The organism is Isoptericola jiangsuensis (assembly GCF_048320105.1).
In the GTDB taxonomy this organism is placed as follows: Bacteria; Actinomycetota; Actinomycetes; order Actinomycetales; family Cellulomonadaceae; genus Isoptericola; species Isoptericola jiangsuensis_A.
Genome location: NZ_CP182942.1, coordinates 3,243,451 through 3,263,352, shown reverse-complemented (window position 1 = coordinate 3,263,352; position 19,902 = coordinate 3,243,451). Strand labels below are relative to the sequence as shown.

The window sequence follows — 19,902 nt, the reverse complement described above, 5'->3', positions numbered from 1 at the left end:
CGACTGACCGGCAAGTTTGTGCAGTGTGATGAAACCCTCAGGGTTCACGGGGCAGAAATGTGGCTGTAACCCCTTGTGCCGGGCTTCACGAGGTGTGACCCTGGTAAGCAGTTCCCCCCACCCTTGAACCATCCTGACCCCGGTCGGCCGCCTTCTGATGCCCAGATGGTCGCCTGCCGATGCGCGGGTCGATCACTGAGGAGATGACTTCCATGGACTGGCGCCACAAGGCAGCCTGCCTCGACGAGGACCCCGAGCTCTTCTTCCCCATCGGCAACACCGGCCCCGCCCTCATGCAGATCGAGGAGGCCAAGGCCGTCTGCCGTCGCTGCGACGTCGTCGACACGTGCCTGAAGTGGGCCATGGAGTCCGGCCAGGACGCCGGCGTCTGGGGCGGCATGAGCGAGGACGAGCGCCGCGCGCTCAAGCGTCGCACCGCCCGCGCCCGCCGCGCCGGCTGAGTCCGCCACCGCACCACGCGACGACGCCCTCCTGCTCGACGAGCAGGAGGGCGTCGTGCTGTCCGGGCCGGGATGCGGCCGGGGTGCGGCGACGTCAGCGGTGCGGGTCGTCGCGCAGCTCGATCTCGATGACGACCTGCGTCCCGCCGCCCTCGCGCGCGGCCCAGTCGATGGTGCCCCTCAGCTCGTTGGTGACCAGCGTCTGGACGATCTGCGAGCCGAGCCCGCTGCGCGAGCTGCTCCCGAGCTTCTTGACCCCGTCACGCATCCCCACGCCGTCGTCGGCCACCACGACCTTCAACCGGCTGTCCTGGCGTTCCACGTCGATCATGACCGTCCCGGACTCCCTGCCGGGGAATCCGTGCTCGACGGCGTTGGTCACCAGCTCGGTCAGCACGAGCGCGAGCGGCGTGGCCGCCTGGGCCGGCACCATGCCGAACGACCCGGACTGCTCGGTGCTGACCTTCGTCCGGGTGGAGGCGACGTCCGCGGCGAGACGCAGGGCCCGCTTGAGCATGTCGTCGAGCTCGACGTGCTCGTCGAGCGTCTGGGACAGCGACTCGTGCACGAGGGAGATCGTCGCGACCCGGCGCATCGCCTCCTCCAGCGCGGCCCGCGCCTCGGGGACCTCCATGCGCCGCGCCTGCAGCCGCAGCAGCGCCGCGACCGTGGCCAGGTTGTTCTTCACGCGGTGGTGGATCTCGCGGATCGTGGCGTCCTTGGTCATGAGCTCGCGCTCCCGGCGCCGCAGCTCCGAGACGTCGCGGCACAGCAGGACGGCCCCGATCCGCTGCCCGCGGTCGGTCAGCGGCAGCGCACGCAGGGACAGGGCCACGCGGCCGGCCTCGATGTCGGTGCGCCAGGGGGCACGGCCCATGACGACCAGCGGCAACGACTCGTCGACGGTGTCCTGCTGCTCGACGATCCCCGCGGTGACCTCGACGAGCGACTGCCCCACCAGCGGCCCGATGACACCGAGCCGGTGGAAGCAGGACAGGGCGTTCGGGCTGGCGTAGAGGACCTCGCCCTCCGAGTTCAGCCGGATCAGCCCGTCGCCGACGCGCGGAGCACCGCGCCGGGGGCCGGTGGCGGCGTTGGGCGAGGGGTACTCGCCGCGGCCGACCATCGCCAGCAGGTCGTCGGCGGACTCGACGTAGTTGAGCTCGAGGCGGCTGGGGGTGCGCCCGGAACCGAGGTTCGTCTGGCGTGCCACGACGGCCACCGCCCGCCCGCCGTGCACGACGGGCACGGCCTCCTCGCGCACGGCGTAGGCGCCGAACCAGCGCGGTTCGCGCGACCGCTGCGAACGGATCTCCGTCATGGCCGCGGTGAGCTGGCTGCTGTGACCCTCGGGGGCGAGCGAGCCGACGACGTCGTCGTAGTGCACGGTCGCCCCGGTGCTGGGACGGCACTGCGCGACGGCGACGAACCGGCCGTCGCGCGTGGGCAGCCACAGGACGAGGTCGGCGAAGGCGAGGTCGGACACGATCTGCCAGTCGCCGACCAGGAGGTGGAGCCACTCCACGTCGCCGTCGGCGAGGTCGGTGTGCTCGGCGATCAGATCACTCATGGCGGACACGCCCACAGCCTACGGGCCGGTCGTGGCGGGGCGACGCCGGTAGGGTGTGGGGCGTGCACCTGACGGTCGAGCTGAGCTACGCCGCGGACGTCCCCGCCGTGGCCGCGATGCTCTGCGACCCGGAGTTCGTGGCCTGGCGTGCCGCCCGACCCGGGGCGACACGCGCCACGCGCGCCGACGTCTCCGGTGACGTCGCCTCGGGGTTCACCCTGTCCGTGCGTCGCACCCTGCCCACCGACGTCATCCCCCACCAGCTGCGGGCCGTCGTCGGGGACCACCTGGAGGTACGGCAGGCCGAGGCGTGGGAGCCGGCCGACGGCGCCCGCCACGTGGGGACGGTCGCGGTCGAGATCACCGGGGCACCGGTGCGGCTCACCGGCACGCTGCGCCTCGAGCCCGCGCCCGACGGCGGCACACGGCACACCTACGACGTCGACGTGCGCGCCTCCGTGCCCCTCTTCGCCGTCCCCGTGGAGGAGGCGGCGGCCCGGGCGGTGCGCCGGACGCTGGAGGCCGAGCAGCAGGCCGCGTGGGAGTGGCTCACGCGCGAGTAGGCGTCGGCGCCCTGCACCGCACCTCCCTCGACGAGCACCTCCTCACCACAGCCGACCCGATATGTCCAGTAAGTCCACCACCCAGATTGTTGCAATTGGGTTACGGAAGCGCTCCCACCTCGCGCGGACCAGCGCCGATGCCAAATCGTGACATCACCGAACGATTTCGGCCCCGACACGCGCTTGACGCGGCCACCTGATCCAGGGAAACATCATGGGCGGTCGTGGAAGCGCTACCATGTCACCGACGTGGTCGTGCTCCAGAACGTCCTCATTCAGTACAGATCCAGACAAGGGAGTCACCGTGCTCAGCAGCACCCGCCCCCGCCGGGCCCGTCGCCTCGCCGCGACCACCGCCGGCCTCGCGTCCATCGCCCTCGTCCTCACCGCCTGCTCGGGCGAGGAGGAGACCCCGGAGACCTCCGACGGCGACATGGACGAGGAGATCACCCTCACGATCGCGACCTTCAACAACTTCGGGTACACCGACGAGCTGCTCGCTCAGTACACCGAGGAGCACCCGAACGTCACCGTCAAGCACACGACGGCCGCCGAGTCGGGCGACGCCCGCACCAACCTGACGACCAAGCTCGCCGCCGGTGGCGAGGGCCTGGCCGACATCGAGGCCATCGAGGTCGACTGGCTCCCCGAGCTCATGCAGTACCCCGACCTGTTCTCCGACCTGACCGACGCCGAGCTCGACGGTCGCTGGGTCCAGTGGAAGGTCGACCAGGCGACGACGCCGGACGGCAAGCTCATCGGCTACGGCACCGACATCGGTCCCGAGGCCATCTGCTACCGCTCCGACCTGCTCGAGGCCGCGGGCCTGCCCTCCGACCGCGAGGCAGTCGCCGAGCTCATCGGTGGCGAGGACGCGACCTGGGAGTCCTACTTCGAGGCCGGCAAGCAGTTCGTCGACGGTGGCGGCAAGGCCTGGTTCGACTCCGCGCAGGCCACCTTCCAGGGCATGGTCAACCAGCTCGACGCCGCCTACGAGGACCCCGCGACGGGTGAGCCGAAGGACCTGGCCGGCAACACCGAGGTCAAGGACCTCTACGACCAGGTGCTGACCGCCTCGGTCGACGACGGCCTCTCGGCCGGCCTCGAGCAGTGGCAGGACGACTGGGTCGCGGGCTTCCAGAACGACGCCTTCGCCACGATGCTCTGCCCGTCCTGGATGACCGGCCCGATCGAGCAGAACGCCGGTGGCGTCGAGGGCTGGGACATCGCCGACGTCTTCCCCGGTGGCGGTGGCAACTGGGGCGGTTCGTTCCTGACCGTCCCGGCCGCCGGCGCGCACGCCGAGGCCGCCAAGGAGCTCGCCGCGTGGCTGACCTCGCCCGAGGTCCAGACGCAGGCGTTCGTCGAGGCGGGCACCTTCCCGTCGCAGGTCGACGCGCAGAACTCCGAGGAGGTCCAGTCCTTCACGAACGAGTTCATGAGCGGCGCACCGGCCGGCGCGATCTTCTCCTCGCGGGCCCAGGCCATCACGGGCAACCCGTTCAAGGGCGCGAACTACTTCGCGATCCACGCCGAGGTCCAGAACGGCATCAACCGTGTCGACCTCAACGGCGAGGACGCGGACGCCTCCTGGGAGCAGACGCTGTCCGACGTCGACGCTCTGGGTCTCTCCTGACCCACGGCCCGGCACCCGAGCGTGACGGGACACCCTGTCGCACTCGCTGATTGATCGTGACGGGCCGGCCGCCCCACCCGGCGTCCGGCCCGTCACGTGCCCGCACCCCGACACGGAGAGACCAACAGGATCAGCTCATGGCACTTCTGTCCCCCAGCAAGCCCGCGCATGCGCGCGGCGATTCCGACCGTCCGCCGCGACGGCTCGGGTTCTCCCAGCGGCTCGGCCGGCTGGACGTCAAGGTCTCGCCCTACCTGTACATCTCCCCGTTCTTCCTGATCTTCGCCGTCGTCGGCCTCTTCCCGCTCATCTACACCGCCGTGGTGTCGGTGTACGAGTGGAACCTGCTCGGCGGCCAGGGCGAGTTCGTCGGGATGCAGAACTACGTGGACGTGCTCCAGCAGCCGACCTTCTGGAAGTCGCTCGGCAACACGTTCTCCATCTTCCTGTTCTCCTCGGTCCCGCAGGTGATCATGGCGATCATCATCGCCGCGATGCTGGACCAGAACCTGCGTTCGGCCACCTTCTGGCGCATGGGCGTGCTGGTGCCCTTCGTCGTCGCACCCGTCGCGGTGTCGATGATCTTCGGCCGCCTCTTCGCCGACCAGTACGGGTTCATCAACGAGCTCCTCGGACTCGTGGGGATGGATCCCGTCCAGTGGCACGGTGACCGGCTCGCCAGCCACGTCGCCATCGCCTCGATGGTCAACTACCGCTGGACCGGCTACAACGCCCTCATCTTCCTGGCGGCCATGCAGGCCGTGCCGCGCGAGCTCTACGAGGCCGCCGTCATCGACGGCGCCGGCCGCATCCGCCAGTTCTTCTCGGTGACCGTGCCGCAGATCCGCGCCACGATCATCTTCGTCGTCATCACCTCGACCATCGGTGGCCTGCAGATCTTCGACGAGGTCCGCATGTACGACTCCCAGGGTCTCGGTGGCCCGAACCGCGACTGGATGACCACCGTCGTCTACCTGTACGACGTCGCGTGGGGCAACCAGAAGAACTTCGGTCGTGCCGCCGCCGTCGCCTGGCTGCTCTTCCTCATCATCGTCGCCATCGGCATGGTCAACTTCCTCATCACCCGGCGCATCTCCACCTCGACGGGCAAGAAGGCCAAGGTCAGCCGCGAGCACACCAAGCAGCTGATCGCCACGGCCCGCGCCGGCGCGGCCGCCGGGCGGACGCCATCCGTCGCCCCGGGTGCACCCGCCGGTCCGCCACCAGGAGCAGTGCCCCCGCCGCCCGTCACGCCCACGCAGCCGCGTGACACGACCTCGAGCCCGAACCATGGGGAGGATGTCCGATGAGCTCCGTCGCCGTCACCGCTCAGACCGCCGGTCCGGGTGCAGCTCGCGCCGCAGCCAAGCGGCGCGGCAAGGGCTCCGCGTCCGGGTCCGCGACCCGCCGCGCCGGGTGGGTCGTCTACGCCCTGCTCGGCATCGTCCTGGCGATCTCGATCTTCCCCCTGTACTTCACGCTGCTGCTCGGGTCCTCCGACCCGGTCTCGATCGCCAAGGACGCGGTCCCGCAGTGGTTCCCGGACGCGAGCATCTTCGCCCAGTTCCAGGAAGTCATCACCAACAGCAACATCAACTTCTGGAAGGCCCTGTGGAACTCGACGCTGATCGGCGTCGTCTGCTCCGCCTCCGTCGTGCTGTTCTCGACCCTCGCCGGGTACTCGTTCGCCAAGCTGAACTTCAGGGGCCGTGGGCCGCTGCTCGTCTTCGTCATCGCCACGATGGCGGTGCCGGTGCAGCTCGGCATCATCCCGATGTACATCCTGTTCAGCGAGATCGGCTGGTACGGCAAGGTCCAGGCCGTGATCGTGCCCGGACTGGTCACCGCGTTCGGCGTGTTCTGGATGACGCAGTACCTCTCCGAGGCGCTGCCGTACGAGCTCATCGAGGCCGCTCGGGTCGACGGTGCCTCCATGATCCGCACGTTCTGGTCGGTGGCGATGCCCGCCGCCATCCCGGCGGCCGCGATGCTCGGTCTGTTCACGTTCGTCCAGCAGTGGACCAACTTCTTCTGGCCGTCGATCGTCCTCACCAACGAGAACCCGACGCTGCCACTGGTGGTCCGCTCGCTCCAGGCCAACTACTTCGTCGACTACTCGCTGGTCATGGGCGGCATCTTCCTCGTGACGCTCCCGCTGCTGGTCCTGTTCGCCTTCGTCGGGCGCCAGCTCGTCGCGGGCATCATGGCCGGTGCGGTGAAGGGCTGACCCGACCCCGACACGAACACCGAGGGATCGTCCGGACCGACGTCTGGTCCGGACGATCCCCCTTGAGACAGGGATGCACGAGATGACGTTGAGCACGACGGGCACCGGCGCCCGGATCGCCGCTCCGAGGACGACCGTCCCCTTCCGGCCGACGGCGCCGCTCACGGGTCCGACACCGAACAGCACGGGCTCCGTGACCTTCCCCCAGGGCTTCCTCTGGGGCACCGCCACGGCAGCCTTCCAGATCGAGGGAGCAGGGGCCGAGGACGGCCGCGGCGAGTCGATCTGGGACGTCTTCTGCCGCATCCCCGGCGCCGTCGTGAACGGCGACGACGGCATGGTCGCCTGCGACCACTACCACCGCTACCGCGACGACGTCGCCCTCATGAAGCGTCTCCACCTCGACGCCTACCGGTTCTCGACGTCGTGGGCACGGGTCGTGCCCGACGGCCGGACCGTGAACCAGCGCGGCCTCGACTTCTACTCGCGGCTCGTCGACGAGCTCCTCGCCGCCGACATCCTGCCGTGGCTCACCCTCTACCACTGGGACCTGCCCCAGGCGCTCGAGGACATCGGCGGCTGGCCGCACCGCGACACCGCCTACCGCTTCGCCGACTACGCCGTGACGATGCACGAGGCGCTCGGCGACCGGGTGGGAGTGTGGACGACCTTCAACGAGCCGTGGTGCTCGGCGTTCCTCGGCTACACCTCCGGCGCGCACGCACCGGGCAAGAAGTCGCCCGAGCTCGGCCTCGCCGCGGCGCACCACCTCATGCTCGCGCACGGGCTCGCGGTCGACACGCTGCGCGAGCGCGACCCGGAGGCCTCCCTCGGGCTGACGCTCAACTTCACCGTCTCCGACCCGGTGGACCCGCAGGACGCCGCGGACGTGGACGTGGCCCGTCGTGACGACGCGATGTTCAACCGCATCTTCCTCGACCCGATCCTGCGGGGCGCCTACCCGCAGGACATCCTGGACGACACGGCGCACCTCGGCTTCTCCGACGTCATCCGCGACGGTGACCTCGAGATCATCTCGACGCCGATCGACGTCCTCGGCGTCAACTACTACAACGGTGGAGCCGTCGCGGCGACGCCGCAGCAGGACGACCCGAGCCCCCGGGGCACGGCCGGACCCGACGGTGCCCGTGCCCGGTCGGAGGAGGGCCCCGTGTGGGAGACCCGCTCGCCGAACCCCGTGCCCGACGGCATCTTCCCGCACGCTCGTGGCCTGCCGACGACCGACATGGGCTGGGAGGTCCAGCCCGAAGGGCTGACCCGCCTGCTCCTGCGGCTCCAGCAGGACTACACCGGCCCGCGGGGAACCGTCCTGGTCGTCACCGAGAACGGCGCCGCCTACCCGGACGTCGTGCAGGCCGACGGCACCGTCGACGACCGTGACCGCCTGGAGTTCATCGACCGCCACCTGCGCGCCGTCAAGGACGCCGTCGACGCGGGCGCGGACGTCCGTGGGTACTTCGCCTGGTCGCTCCTGGACAACTTCGAGTGGGCACTGGGCTATTCGAAGCGCTTCGGCCTCACCCGCGTCGACTACTCCACCCAGGAGCGCACCCTCAAGGCGTCCGGTCGTTGGTACGCCGAAGTGGCCCGAGACAACGTCGTCCCCGCGCTCGACTGAGCAGAAGGCAGAATTTCACCGTGGTCACCAAGCACATCGCACCGACGCTCGACGACGTCGCGCGCGCAGCAGGGGTTTCCCGGTCCACCGCGTCACGCGCGATCAACGGTGGTGACCGGGTGTCCCCCGAGGCCCAGCAGGCGGTCGACGCCGCCATCGCCCGTCTCGGGTACGCACCCAACCGCGCCGCGCGGTCGCTGGTCACCCGGCGCACCGACTCGATCGCCCTCGTCGTCCCGGAGCCGGACGCCCGCATCCTCACCGACCCGTTCCTCGCCGGCGTCGTGCGCGGGGTGAGCGAGGGGCTGGGCGGCACGGACCTGCAGCTGGTGCTCCTGCTCGCGCGGCCCGGCGAGCGCCCCGGGCACACGGCGCGCTACCTCAACAGCGGCCACGTGGACGGCGTGATCATCGCGTCCCACCACAAGGACGACCGTCTCGAGCCGGAGCTCCGCGCAGGGTCGCTGCCGGGGGTCTTCGTCGGGCGACCGTTCGACAGCGCGGGCCTGCACTTCGTCGACGTCGACAACGCGGCAGGTGCCCGGGTCGCCACGCAGCGCCTCATCGACCGGGGGTGCCGCAAGATCGCGACCATCACGGGCCCGCAGGACATGACGGCGGCCCTGGACCGTGCCGAGGGCTGGCGGCGCACGCTGCAGCGCGCCGGGCTGCCCACGGACGTCTGCGCCAACGGCGACTTCACCCTGCACGGCGGCGCGACGGCGATGGAGGCCGTCCTGGCCGAGCACCCCGACGTCGACGGCGTGTTCGCGGCGTCCGACCTCATGGCGGCAGGTGCGCTCCAGGTGCTCCGTGAGCACGGGCGTCGCGTGCCGGAGGACGTCGCGGTGGTCGGCTTCGACGCCCTCGGTGCCGAGCGCACGAACCCGCGTCTGACGACGGTCCTGCAGCCGGTGGTCGAGATGGTCGCGGCGGCGACGTCGACGCTGCTCGACATGCTGGCCGGCGAGATCGTCTACCCGGAGCCCCGGATCTTCGTCCCGCGACTCGTCGAGGGCGAGTCCGCCTGACCCTCCCCCGGCGACGTCAGGGGACGAAGGCACGGCCGTGCTCGCCGATCCACGTGTCGACCGTGGACCACTGGTCGAACAACCACGACTCGCGCTCGTCCGGGTCCTCGGGCACCGTCCACGCCGGGTGCAGCCACGCCCGCAGCAGGATCGACTTGTCCATCGGCAGCTCGCGCCAGATGTCCCGGACGGTCACCAGCCGTTCGAGCCCCGTGTGGGCGACGACCAGCACCGACGCGTCGGGCGAACCTTCCATCGCCGCCGAGAAGCCCCCGGCGTGCGGGGCCATGACGTGCACGAACTTCTCGGCACGCCGCGCGAGGTCGTGGTCGCCGGCCTCACGGAGCGCCACGACCCGTGCGGCCTGCCGCCGCGGCGTGACGTTCCCTCCCTCGGGGAACAGCACGAGCGCGTCGTCGTCGGTCAGGTCGACCGCGAGCGCCCGGACGGTCTGGCGGGCTCCGGGTCGGCCGGGGGGCCGGCGGGACGACGGGGTGACGAAGGCGGACGGCAGCCGGTGCAGGAGCACGTCGATGGCGGGGTCCCACTGCAGCGTGTCCTTCAGGACGATGGCGGGGGCCCGCCCGGCGAGGCCGAGCAGCCGGTCGACCAGGATGAAGGAGTCCCCCGGGCCGGCGTGACGGCTGAGGACCACCAGGGGTGTGCTCGGCAGCTCGGCGTCCTCGGGAACGTCGACGTCGATGCGCAGGCGCAGCGTCCAGCGCACCTGCCAGAAGAACAGGGCGAGCATCCCGCGGGCGAGCCGCACGTGGGCGTGCCGGTACCACGGGCGCCCGGCGAGGAGGCCGAACCCGGAGGCGATCCACAGCCCGAGCAGCGCGAGCAGCGCCACGGCGTCCCACGCGATGTAGAACGCGGCCATCCACAGCAGCCGCAGGACGCGCAGGCGCCCGGGCAGCACCCAGGTGAGGGCGGCGCCGACGACGAGCGCGAACATGAGCGCGGTGGGCACCATGACGACGGCGAGGGCGACGACCAGGGGCGCGATGACGAGGCGTCGGACCCAGCGGGGCGGCGGGGCGATCACGACTGTTCCGCGAGGTAGGAGCGCCCGGCCTCGTAGGACTGCGCGATACGTCGTCGGGTGGCGTCCAGCCGTTTGAAGGAGCCGAGCTTCTCGTCGCCGGGGACGGGGCCGCCGGAGGGCAGCACGTGCACGTGCACCCCGTCGGGCACGTCGGCCAGCTCGCGGAAGAACCGGTGACGCCGGGAGATCTCGAACGCGACCTTGGCGACGTCGGACGGTGTGCGCGGTGCTGCGAGGGGCTCCTCGATGCGTCCCACCTGGAGCACGTACACGGTGGTGGCGCCGCGCCGGACGGCCTCGCCGAGGGGGATGGAGTTGACGAGGCCGCCGTCGAGGTAGTGCAGGCCGTCGATCTCGGCGGCGGGCAGGGCTCCGGGCACGGAGGCCGAGGCGACGATGGCGTCGACGAGCGGACCGTCGTCGAACCAGTGCTCGGAGGCCTTCTCGATGCAGGCCGCGGCGACGACCAGCGGCACCTGGAGGTCGGCGAAGGTGCGGTGGCCGTCGAGCGTCTCGGCGACGAGCCGGCGCAGCTTGTCGGGGTCGAACACGTGGGTGCGCGACCGTGCGAGGTGGCGGACCTGGCGGTACCACGGTTCGCCGTAAACGCTCGCGGCCACGGTCGAGGACCACGCCTCGGTCATGCGGTCCACGACGGCCGCCGTCGGGTCGGCGGCGATCGCGGCCCCGTTGATCGCCCCGATCGAGGTGCCGACGACGAGGTCCGGGCGGATCCCTGCCTCGAGGAGCGCCTGCGCCATCCCGACGTGCACGGCGCCGCGCACACCTCCGCCACCGAGCACGAACGCGACCGTCATGCCGGTGATCGTCCCACGGGCGGTGCCACCCAGCACCTCTGGGGTGGCACCGCGCGGGCTCAGTCGCGCAGGTGACCGTAGCGGTGCCGGGTGCGGCTGACGGCCTGCTCGCGCAGGAAGGTCAGCAACTCACGTCGTCCGGCCGCGAGGACGGGCCCGTCGAGCACGGTGACCTCGGCGACGCGGGCGGCGGCCGCGGCGTGCAGTCCCGGTGCGGCGCCGATCACCCGGATGCGGCCGGGATGGCGACCGTCGGCGACGGCGGCGGCGAAGGCCTCGTGCGTCATCGGCGGTTCGTGGGGCACGCCCCAGCCGGCGTCGGTGTCGGGGACGACGACGGCGCGCACCCCGGCCCGGCGGGCCCCGGCGAGCACGCGACGCACCTCCACCGGCAGGGCGCCGTCGCCGACGCGGACGGTGACGTGGTCGACCGGTCGGTAGCGGAACGTGTTCTCCTCGACCTGCAGGCCGGTGGGGTCGTGCTCCACGCCGAGCTCGGCGGCCCAGGCGGCGTCGTCGGACCGGCGCGCCCAGGCGAGCCAGCCCTCGGGGTCGTTGCCGCGCGACGGGGGGCCACCGTCGGCGGCGGGCGTGTCGGACCAGGTGCCGAGCTGGGCGACGTAGTTCGGGCCGCCCGCCTTGGCGCCGGGTCCGACGGACGAGGCCTTCCAGCCGCCGAAGGACTGCCGTTGCACGATCGCACCGGTGATGTGCCGGTTGACGTAGGCGTTGCCGACCTCGACCTGGTCGAGCCACGTGTCGATCTCCGTGGTGTCCAGCGAGTGGATGCCGCCGGTGAGCCCGAACGCCACCTGGTTCTGCAGCGCGACCGCTTCGGCGAGGGTGTCGGCCCGCAGGAGGCCGAGCACGGGTCCGAACACCTCGGTGAGGTGGAAGAACGACCCCGGGGCGACGCCCTCGCGCAGCCCTGGTGTCCACAGGCGGTCGGGGTCGATGCCCGCCGCGTGGGCGACGTCGTCGAGCCGGCGCGGTTCGACGAGCCACCGCTCCCCCGGCTCGAGGGTCGTCAGGGCACGGTGCAGCTTGCCGGTGGCGGGTTCGGTGAGGGGGCCCATCACGGTCGACAGGTCGGTCGCGGGCCCGACCCGCAGGGTCTGCACGGCGTCGACGAGCTGGCGGCGGAACCGCTCGCCCGTCGCCGTCGTCGGGTCGCCGACCGGCCCGACGAGGATCGCCAGGGACGCGGCGGAGCACTTCTGCCCGGCGTGCCCGAACGCGCTGCGGACCAGGTCGGCCACGGCGAGGTCCAGGTCGGCCGACGCCGTCACGACGAGCGCGTTCTTGCCGGAGGTCTCGGCGAGCACGGGGCGCTCGGGACGCCAGCGGGCGAACAGCTCGGCGGTCTCGACCGCCCCGGTCAGCACCACCCGGGCGACGTCGGGGTGGCTCACCAGGTGCCGCCCGAGGTCGCCGTCGGGCGCCCGCACCAGCTGCACGACGTCGTGGGCGACGTCGTGTTCGAGGCCGATCTGCGGGGCGACGGCGTCGAGCGCGGCGTGCACCGCGGCCACGGAGATCTCGAGGCAGCGGGGCGTGGGGGGTGCGGGCTTGGCCAGGACGGGCGATCCCGCGGCGAGCGCGGCCAGCACGCCGCCGATCGGGATGGCGACGGGGAAGTTCCAGGGCGGGGTGACGAGGGTGACGCCGTCCGGCCGGTGCTCGGCGCCGTCGACGCCGTCGAGCGCCTCGGCGGCGTCGGCGTAGTAGGTGGCGAAGTCGACCGCCTCGCTGACCTCGGGGTCGGCCTCGGCGACGGTCTTGCCGGCCTCGTGGACGGCGGCGGCCACCAGGTCGGTGCGCCGACGCTCGAGCTCGACCGCGGCGGCGCGCAGCACCCGGGCCCGGTCGGACGGTGGCACACCGGCCCAGGCGGCGCGGACGGTGACCGCGCGGGCCACGACGGCGTCGACCTGCGCGGTGGAGGTGACCTCGGGGGTCTGCACGGGGACGTACCCGCTGTCGGGTCCGACGACGTGCGCGGCCCACGCGCGGTGGGCGGACACGGCGGGGTCGGTGTCGACCGCGTTGCGGAACCCCTGAGCGGCCGGCGCGGGGCCGTCGGCGGCGGGGCGCGGGGTGCTGCCGCGAGGTCGGGTGGCGACGGGCTCGGCCGCTCGGATCACGGACGTGCGGAACGCGACCTCCTGGCGTTCCATCGGTGTGGCCTCGACGCCCGGCACCGGCGCCGGCGGGGCGAACGACGCGTGCAGGAAGTTCTGCTCCGCGGCGTTCTCCTCCAGCCGACGCACCAGGTAGGAGATGGCGACGTCGAAGTCCTCGGCGCGCACCACCGGCGTGTACAGCACCACACGGCCCTGGTGGTCGGGGGCGTCACGCGCCATCTCCTGCTTGACCAGGCGCGCCTCGATCGGGGCCATCCCCTGGAGCATCTCGACGTCGATGCCCTCGCTGACCCCGCGCGCCCGGGCCGCCAGCACGGCGAGGGCCACGTCGAACAGGTTGTGGGACGCGACCCCGAGCCGCACGGCGCCGGTCCGCGCCGGGACCAGGTGACGGTCCAGGACCCGCACGTAGTTGGCGTCGACCTCCGCCTTGGTGCCGAAGGGTGCGAGCGGCCAGTCGTGCAGCGCGGACTCCACGTGCTCCATCGCGAGGTTCGCGCCCTTGACGAGCCGCACCTTGACGCGCGCCCCGCCCGCGGCGACGCGCCGCTGCGCCCACGAGGTCAGCTCGTCGAGGACCTCGACGGCATCGGGCAGGTAGGCCTGCAGGACGATCCCGGCCTCGAGGTCGCGCAGCTCGTCGTGGTCCAGCAGGTCGCGGAAGACGGCGGTGGTCAGGGCGAGGTCCTTGTACTCCTCCATGTCGAGGTTGACGAACACGCCGTGCTCGCGGGCGGCCCGGTAGAGCGGCAGCAGCCGCTCCACGACCCGCTCCCGCGAGCCGTCGAGGTCCCAGGTCACGAGCTGGGCGGCCACGGAGGACACCTTGACGGACACGTAGTCGACGTCGGGACGCTGCACGAGCTCCAGGGTGCGCTCCAGGCGGGCACGGGCCTCGTCGTCGCCGAGGACCGCCTCCCCGAGCAGGTTGACGTTGAGCCGGTAGCCCTGGGCGCGGGTGCGTGCGAGGTGCTTGCCGAGCCCGGGCCCGGCGTCGGCGACGAGGTGCCCGACGAGCTGGCGCAGCCGCACCCGCGCGGCGGGCACGACGACGGAGGGCAGCACGGTCGCGAGCCGTGCACCGACCGTGAACATCGTCCGGTCGAGCGGACCGAGGAACGTCGCGGCCCCGGCGTCACGCCCGAGCCTGGTCAGCGCCCGGGCCGCGACCCGGACGTCGCGCGGGCGTGCGACGTCGTCGACGAAGCCGACGGCGAGCTCCAGGCCGGCGGGGTCGGCGACGAGGGCGCCCAACCGTTCGGCGGTGGCGCGCGTGCGTCGGTCCGCACGGGTGGCGGCGGGGCGGGCGGAGTCCTGCGCGGTGGTGATCCAGGTGTGGGCCAGCGCGACGGCGTCCTCGACGAGTGCGGACGCCGGGACGGGGTCGGAGCCGTGGTCGACGGCGTCGTTGTCCGGGGCGGGGTTGCTCATGGCACCACTGTGCGACAGAACCGCCACGCAGTCGTACTCGGACGCGCCGTGCGTCGACGTCGTGTCTGCGGCAGCCCGCCCCGGCGCGGGCGGGTACGGTCGTCCTGAGGCCCGAGACCCGGGCCGGACCACCCGGTCGTGCCCCACCCGGACGCGACCACCTTTCGAGGAGGATCTTGGTGACGACGACGTCGACCCGCACGGCGCCCGCAGCTGACGCCACACCCCTGGCGACCGCCCGAACCCAGCTCGCGACCGCTGTCGAGCACCTGGGTTATGACGACGGCCTGCACCAGATGCTGGCCACCCCCCGCCGCGAGATCCACGTGGCGGTCCCGCTGCGGCGCGACGACGGCACGACGGTGCTGTTCCACGGGTTCCGTGTGCAGCACAACGTCTCGCGCGGCCCCGGCAAGGGCGGGCTGCGCTACCACCCCAGCGTCGACATCTCCGAGGTGCGGGCGCTGGCGATGTGGATGACCTGGAAGTGCGGGATCGTCGACCTGCCGTTCGGCGGGGCCAAGGGCGGCATCGACATCGACCCGCGCAGCTTCTCCGCGGACGAGCTCGAGCGGGTCACCCGGCGCTACACCTCCGAGCTGATGTCGAACATCGGCCCGGACACCGACATCATGGCGCCCGACATGGGCACCGACGACCGCACGATGGCGTGGGTCATGGACACCTACTCGGTGAACCGCGGCTACACGATCCCCGCGGTCGTCACCGGCAAGCCGCTCGCCGTGGGCGGGTCGCTGGGCCGCGGCACGGCGACGAGCGCCGGCATCGTGCACGTCACGGCCGCCGCGCTCAAGGAGGCCGAGATCCCGCTGAACGCGGTGAGCGTCGCCATCCAGGGCTTCGGCAAGGTCGGAGGGCACGCGGCACGCATCTTCGCCGAGCGGGGCGCCCGCGTGGTCGCGGTGAGCGACCAGTACGGCGGGGTCCGGGACGACGCCGGGCTCGACCTGGAGCGCCTGACGGCGCACGTGGAGGCCACGGGGTCGGTGGTCGGGTTCGACGGCGCGGACCCGGTCGGCAACGAGGAGCTGCTCGCCCTGGACGTGGACGTGCTCGTCCCCGCGGCGGTGGAGGGCGTCCTCACCGAGGTCACGGCGCCGACGGTGCGTGCCCGGTGGGTGGTCGAGGGAGCGAACGGCCCGACGACCACGGCGGGCGACCGCATCCTGGCCGCCAACGGCGTCACGGTGGTGCCGGACGTGCTGGCGAACGCCGGCGGCGTCGTCGTCTCCTACTTCGAGTGGGTGCAGGCGAACCAGACGTACTGGTGGTCGGAGCAGGAGATCGCCGAGAAGCTGGCCCGCCGCATGGCGTCGGCCTACGCGGACGTCTCGGCGCTGGCCCGCCGCGACGGCATCTCGCTGCGGGACGCCGCCCTCGTGATCGGGGTGCGGCGCACCGCCGAGGCGCACGAGATCCGCGGGCTGTACCCCTGAGGACGCCGGACCACCGGGTCCCGGCAGGCCCGGCAGGCCCGGCAGGCGCCGTCACCGACGACGTCGTCGGGCGGCTCCGTGCCGCCGGCTGCGTGTTCGCCGAGGAGGAGGCCGAGCTCCTCCTGGAGGCTGCCCGGGCCGAGCCGGCGGTGCTGGAGGGGCTGCTCGCCCGCCGCGTGGCGGGCGAGCCGCTGGAGCACGTGCTCGGCTGGGTGGAGCTGGCGGGACGCCGCTGGTCGGTGGGTCCGGGGGTGTTCGTGCCCCGTCGGCGCAGCGAGCTGCTGGTGACGGCCGGGCTGGACGCGCTGCGCTTCCGCGCCGGAGCCGCGCGGGTCGTGGTGGACCTGTGCTGCGGATGCGGGGCGGTCGGCGGGGCGGTCGCGGCGGCGCTGCGTGCCGCCGGCACCAGGGTCGAGCTGCACGGGGCCGACATCGACCCGGCCGCGGCGGAGCACGCACGGCGCAACCTGCTCCCGCTGGGCGGGGTGGTCCACGTGGGCGACCTCTTCGACGCGCTGCCCCGCGCCCTCGCCGGTCGCGTCGAGGTGCTGCTCTGCCATGCGCCGTACGTCCCGACGCACGCGCTGGCGACCATGCCCGCCGACGCCCGCGACCACGAGCCGCGCGTGGCCCTCGACGGCGGCGGTGACGGGCTGGACGTCGTACGCCGGGTGGCGGCGCAGGCACCGGCATGGCTGGCGCCCGGCGGTGCGCTGCTGGTCGAGACCGCCGGATCGCAGGCTCGGGCCGCGGTCGAGGTCATGGCGGGCGCGGGGTTGGTCGCGAGCGTCGTGCTCGACGACGACGAGGACGCCCCGGCCGGTCCCGTCGTCGTCGGGACCCGACCGGTCTGACGGCCACCCGCCGAAGGAACCCCCGGCGGCAGCGGCGGTCGTCTCGGCGGCGCGGCCCCGGTGGTGCGCTCAGCGGCGCCGCAGCACGACCACGAGCGGCACCACGAGGGAGACGGCGGCGGCCGTCGCGGCGAACAGCGCGACCGTGGGGTCCTCGAGCGGCCCCTGCCAGCGGCCGACGGCGATCCAGGAGAGCCCCCAGGCGACGGCGAGCGCGGTGCCGACGGCGAGGGCGGGTCGGGCAGCGGCGAACACGGCCACGGAGATGGCGACGATGGCGCCGGCGGTCATGAGCACCGACCCCCACACGCTCGCGCCGAGGCCGAGCTCGCCCACCCCGGAGTCGGCGAGCGCCGCCGCGGTGTTGGCGAGGGTGGCGACGCTGACCCAGCCGAGGTAGAGGCCGACGGTGGTCTCGAGCACGAGCGCGTCGAGGCGTCGCGTGGGGTCGACGCGCACGAGCCGGACGAGCAGGACGCACAGCACGGCCAGGAGCACGAAGATGACGGCGACGCTGCCCCAGAGCACCCCGGCCTGCACGACGCCGATCCAGGCCGCGTTGAGGACCATGGAGGCGAGCACCCACCACGACACGGCGCGCCAGCGCGGGTCCGTGGCCCGGCCGGGCAGCGCCTGCACCACGGCGACCACCAGCAGGCCGAGGTAGATCACCGACCAGATGCGAAACGCCGGGGTGTCGGGTGCGACGACGGTCGCCTCGGCCGAGAGCGCCCCGCCGGCGGCGTCCTGGATGGGCTGGCCGCCGAAGGCGCCCGCGCCGATCGCCGCGGCCGCGACGGCGAGGAGCGCGCCGACGAGGACGACGACCTGGCGGACGCGGTCCGCGGCGGTGGCGTGGGCGGCGCCGTCGTGCGGTGCGGTGTCGTGGGGTGCGCTGTCGTGCGTCATGCCTCCAGCATGACAAAGGTCAGCATGCTGAGCATCTTGAGCGCCCGACGGCGGCGACCTCAGCCCCGCGGCTGGGCGTCCGCCCAGGCGGCCAGCGTCGTGCGCGGCCCGGTGAAGAACGGGATCTCCTCGCGCACGTGGCGGCGGGCCTCGGTGGCGCGCAGGTCCCGCATGAGGTCGACGATGCGGTGCAGCTCGTCCGCCTCGAAGGCGAGCAGCCACTCGTAGTCCCCCAGCGCGAACGCCGAGACCGTGTTGGCCCGCACGTCCTTGTACCCGGCGGCCGCCATCCCGTGGTCGCGCAGCATGGTGCGGCGCTCGCCCTCGGGCAGCAGGTACCAGTCGTAGGACCGCACGAACGGGTACACGCACAGGTAGTCGCGCGGGGTCTCGCCGGCGAGGAACGCCGGGACGTGCCCCCGGTTGAACTCGGCGGGGCGGTGCAGCGCCGCCACCGACCAGACGGGTTCGAGCCCGCGACCGAGCGCCGTGGCGCGCAGCCGCCGGTAGGCGCCCTGCACGGCCTCGATGCTGGGCCCGTGCGTCCACAGCATGAGGTCGGCGTCCGCACGCAGCCCGCCGACGTCGTACCACCCGCGCACGACGACGTCGCCCTCGGTGGCGGCGGCGTCGCGCGGTGCGTCGTCGGACGGCGCGCCCCAGGCGGCGTCCTCGGCCTGCGCGACGAGCGCGGCCCGCTCGTCGTCGTCCTCGGGCAGCGTCTCGGTGAGGGCGAAGACGGACCACATCGTGTACCGGATGCCCGCGTTGATCGCCGTCGTGTCGATGTCGTGGCCGGTGTCACCGTGCTCGTGCGTGCTCAAGGGGCTTCCTCTCGTGGTGCCCGGGGGCGGAGCCGGGCGGGGCGGATCGGTCCGGGAGAACGGCTGCGGCTCAGGGTGTCACGAGTACAGGCCGGTGCCGCACAGCGCGGGGACGCCGCTGGGCTCCCCGTCGCGACGCAGGCAGCAGCCCGGGACGCACTGCGAACGGAACGGGGGAAGGTCTCCCACGGTCGCCTGCGTGACGTCCTCGTCGCGCGCGATCGCCGCGCGCTCCAGCAGCAGGTCGACCAGGCCGCGCACGAACGGCTCGCGCGTCCCGACCGTCCCGGCCCGCACCGCCGTCATGCCGAGCTCGGTGGCGGTCGCCATGGCCTCCGTGTCGAGGTCGTAGGCGACCTCCATGTGGTCCGAGACGAACCCGATGGGCGCCATCACGACGTCGCGCACGCCGTCGGCGGCGAGCGCCTCGAGGTGGTCGTTGACGTCGGGCTCCAGCCACGGCTGGCTGGGCGGGCCGGAGCGGGAGCAGTAGGCGAGGTCCCAGGCGACGTCGTGGCCGAGGCGTTCCGCCAGGCCCGCGACGACGCTGCGCGCGACGTCGAGGTGCTGCGCGGAGTAGGTGGCCTGCGAGACGCGCGACGCCGCCTCCATCGTGTCGGGGATGGAGTGGGTGACGAAGACGAGCCGTGCGGTGCGGGCGTCACCGCCTCGCGCGACGAGCTCGTCGAAGCCGTCGGCGACGGCGTCGAGGTTGGCCTGCACGAACCCGGGGTGGTTGAAGTAGGAGCGGATCTTGTCGAACTCGACGCCGGTCGAACCGTCGTCGTCGAGCTGACCACGCTTCTCCAGCACGACCGCGAGGTCCTCGCGGTACTGTCGGCAGCCGGAGTACGAGGAGTAGGCCGACGTCACCAGCGCGACGGCGCGGCGGGCTCCGAGCGCTTCCAGCTCGTCGATCGCGTCGGTGGTGTACGGCTCCCAGTTGCGGTTGCCCCACACGACCGGCAGCTCGATGCCTCGCCGGGCGAGCTCGGCCTCGAGCGCCGCCTTCAGCGCGAGGTTCTGGTCGTTGATCGGGCTCTTGCCGCCGAAGCCGTAGTAGTGCTCGCCGACCTCCTCCAGACGGGAGTCCGGGATGCCCTTGCCGGCCGTGACGTTCCGCAGGAACGGCACCACGTCCTCCGGCTTGTTCGGGCCTCCGAAGGAGTACAGCAGCAGGGCGTCGTACGGGCTCGCGTCACCGGGCCGGGGGGTCGTCGGCATGCCTCCATCTTCCACCCGGGTCGCCGCACCGCCCGCCAGATGGGACGTGACGTTGAACGGACGGAC

16 protein-coding genes are annotated in these 19,902 nt (G+C 72.7%); 9 read left to right on the top strand and 7 right to left on the bottom strand.

The features are described from left to right. Positions 1-212: 212 nt before the first annotated feature. Positions 213-461, top strand: a complete 249-nt coding sequence (locus tag ACNHYB_RS14955; protein ID WP_068204216.1) for a WhiB family transcriptional regulator — start codon at positions 213-215, stop codon at positions 459-461. A gap of 94 nt (positions 462-555) precedes the next feature. Here the strand turns inward: ACNHYB_RS14955 and ACNHYB_RS14950 are convergent, their stop codons facing one another. Beyond that, positions 556-2,031, bottom strand: coding sequence for a sensor histidine kinase (locus ACNHYB_RS14950; protein ID WP_418276143.1), 1,476 nt, complete (start codon positions 2,029-2,031; stop codon positions 556-558). A 62-nt stretch (positions 2,032-2,093) separates the two neighbouring features. On the opposite strand from ACNHYB_RS14950, the gene ACNHYB_RS14945 reads away from it, so the two are divergent. The 6 genes from ACNHYB_RS14945 to ACNHYB_RS14920 all read left to right on the top strand — a co-directional run bounded on the left by ACNHYB_RS14945 (position 2,094) and on the right by ACNHYB_RS14920 (position 9,127). Next, positions 2,094-2,594: a DUF2505 domain-containing protein gene (locus ACNHYB_RS14945; RefSeq protein WP_418276142.1), complete on the top strand. Its 501-nt coding sequence runs from the start codon at positions 2,094-2,096 to the stop codon at positions 2,592-2,594. 304 nt (positions 2,595-2,898) lie between these two features. Continuing rightward, positions 2,899-4,230 carry an ABC transporter substrate-binding protein gene (locus ACNHYB_RS14940; RefSeq protein ID WP_418276141.1) on the top strand — a complete coding sequence of 444 codons (1,332 nt, stop codon included), beginning with the start codon at positions 2,899-2,901 and terminating at the stop codon, positions 4,228-4,230. Between the two features lie 137 nt (positions 4,231-4,367). Further along, complete coding sequence (locus tag ACNHYB_RS14935) at positions 4,368-5,540, top strand: carbohydrate ABC transporter permease (RefSeq protein ID WP_418276140.1); 1,173 nt, start codon at positions 4,368-4,370, stop codon at positions 5,538-5,540. Continuing rightward, positions 5,537-6,457, top strand: coding sequence for a carbohydrate ABC transporter permease (locus ACNHYB_RS14930; RefSeq protein ID WP_418276139.1), 921 nt, complete (start codon positions 5,537-5,539; stop codon positions 6,455-6,457). The genes ACNHYB_RS14935 and ACNHYB_RS14930 overlap by 4 nt, the downstream gene beginning before the upstream one ends. Positions 6,458-6,539: 82 nt before the next feature. Next, positions 6,540-8,096: a glycoside hydrolase family 1 protein gene (locus ACNHYB_RS14925; protein ID WP_418276138.1), complete on the top strand. Its 1,557-nt coding sequence runs from the start codon at positions 6,540-6,542 to the stop codon at positions 8,094-8,096. Positions 8,097-8,116: 20 nt separating this feature from the next. Then, the gene (locus ACNHYB_RS14920) at positions 8,117-9,127 is read left to right on the top strand and encodes a LacI family DNA-binding transcriptional regulator (RefSeq protein WP_418276137.1); all 1,011 of its coding nucleotides are present in this window, start codon (positions 8,117-8,119) and stop codon (positions 9,125-9,127) included. 16 nt (positions 9,128-9,143) lie between these two features. On the opposite strand, the gene ACNHYB_RS14915 is transcribed toward ACNHYB_RS14920, so the two are convergent. Genes ACNHYB_RS14915 through ACNHYB_RS14905 form a run of 3 tightly spaced genes read right to left on the bottom strand, consistent with a single transcriptional unit; the run spans position 9,144 to position 14,568 of the window. Further along, entirely contained in the window at positions 9,144-10,175 is a 1,032-nt protein-coding gene (locus tag ACNHYB_RS14915) for a 1-acyl-sn-glycerol-3-phosphate acyltransferase (RefSeq protein WP_418276136.1), read from the bottom strand. Next, positions 10,172-10,993, bottom strand: a complete 822-nt coding sequence (locus tag ACNHYB_RS14910) for a patatin-like phospholipase family protein (protein WP_418276135.1) — start codon at positions 10,991-10,993, stop codon at positions 10,172-10,174. Before ACNHYB_RS14910 ends, ACNHYB_RS14915 begins: the two co-directional genes overlap by 4 nt. Before the next feature lie 59 nt (positions 10,994-11,052). Next, on the bottom strand, positions 11,053-14,568 hold the full coding sequence (locus tag ACNHYB_RS14905; RefSeq protein ID WP_418276134.1) for a bifunctional proline dehydrogenase/L-glutamate gamma-semialdehyde dehydrogenase: 3,516 nt from the start codon (positions 14,566-14,568) through the stop codon (positions 11,053-11,055). Positions 14,569-14,741: 173 nt separating this feature from the next. Here ACNHYB_RS14905 and ACNHYB_RS14900 point away from each other — a divergent pair, with 173 nt between their 5' ends. After that, positions 14,742-16,025 (top strand): Glu/Leu/Phe/Val family dehydrogenase, encoded by a 1,284-nt coding sequence (locus ACNHYB_RS14900; protein WP_418278077.1) that lies wholly within the window; start codon positions 14,742-14,744, stop codon positions 16,023-16,025. Then, on the top strand, positions 16,022-16,879 hold the full coding sequence (locus tag ACNHYB_RS14895; protein WP_418278076.1) for a putative protein N(5)-glutamine methyltransferase: 858 nt from the start codon (positions 16,022-16,024) through the stop codon (positions 16,877-16,879). The genes ACNHYB_RS14900 and ACNHYB_RS14895 overlap by 4 nt, the downstream gene beginning before the upstream one ends. Before the next feature lie 69 nt (positions 16,880-16,948). Here ACNHYB_RS14895 and ACNHYB_RS14890 read toward each other — a convergent pair whose 3' ends face one another. The 3 genes from ACNHYB_RS14890 to ACNHYB_RS14880 form a co-directional block, all read right to left on the bottom strand. Beyond that, complete coding sequence (locus ACNHYB_RS14890; RefSeq protein ID WP_418276133.1) at positions 16,949-17,788, bottom strand: tryptophan-rich sensory protein; 840 nt, start codon at positions 17,786-17,788, stop codon at positions 16,949-16,951. A gap of 59 nt (positions 17,789-17,847) precedes the next feature. Next, entirely contained in the window at positions 17,848-18,612 is a 765-nt protein-coding gene (gene hemQ / locus ACNHYB_RS14885) for a hydrogen peroxide-dependent heme synthase (protein WP_418276132.1), read from the bottom strand. Between the two features lie 78 nt (positions 18,613-18,690). Beyond that, positions 18,691-19,836, bottom strand: a complete 1,146-nt coding sequence (locus tag ACNHYB_RS14880; RefSeq protein ID WP_418276131.1) for a ferrochelatase — start codon at positions 19,834-19,836, stop codon at positions 18,691-18,693. Between the last annotated feature and the right edge of the window lie 66 nt (positions 19,837-19,902).

What these genes read in the sequence shown, in the direction of transcription:
- ACNHYB_RS14880 (WP_418276131.1), bottom strand. Translation starts at nt 19,836, where the DNA reads ATGCCGACGACCCCCCGGCCCGGTGACGCGAGCCCGTACGACGCCCTG.
- ACNHYB_RS14930 (WP_418276139.1), top strand. Translation starts at nt 5,537, where the DNA reads ATGAGCTCCGTCGCCGTCACCGCTCAGACCGCCGGTCCGGGTGCAGCT.
- ACNHYB_RS14890 (WP_418276133.1), bottom strand. Translation starts at nt 17,788, where the DNA reads ATGACGCACGACAGCGCACCCCACGACACCGCACCGCACGACGGCGCC.
- ACNHYB_RS14950 (WP_418276143.1), bottom strand. Translation starts at nt 2,031, where the DNA reads ATGAGTGATCTGATCGCCGAGCACACCGACCTCGCCGACGGCGACGTG.
- ACNHYB_RS14955 (WP_068204216.1), top strand. Translation starts at nt 213, where the DNA reads ATGGACTGGCGCCACAAGGCAGCCTGCCTCGACGAGGACCCCGAGCTC.
- ACNHYB_RS14925 (WP_418276138.1), top strand. Translation starts at nt 6,540, where the DNA reads ATGACGTTGAGCACGACGGGCACCGGCGCCCGGATCGCCGCTCCGAGG.
- ACNHYB_RS14905 (WP_418276134.1), bottom strand. Translation starts at nt 14,568, where the DNA reads ATGAGCAACCCCGCCCCGGACAACGACGCCGTCGACCACGGCTCCGAC.
- ACNHYB_RS14935 (WP_418276140.1), top strand. Translation starts at nt 4,368, where the DNA reads ATGGCACTTCTGTCCCCCAGCAAGCCCGCGCATGCGCGCGGCGATTCC.
- ACNHYB_RS14910 (WP_418276135.1), bottom strand. Translation starts at nt 10,993, where the DNA reads ATGACGGTCGCGTTCGTGCTCGGTGGCGGAGGTGTGCGCGGCGCCGTG.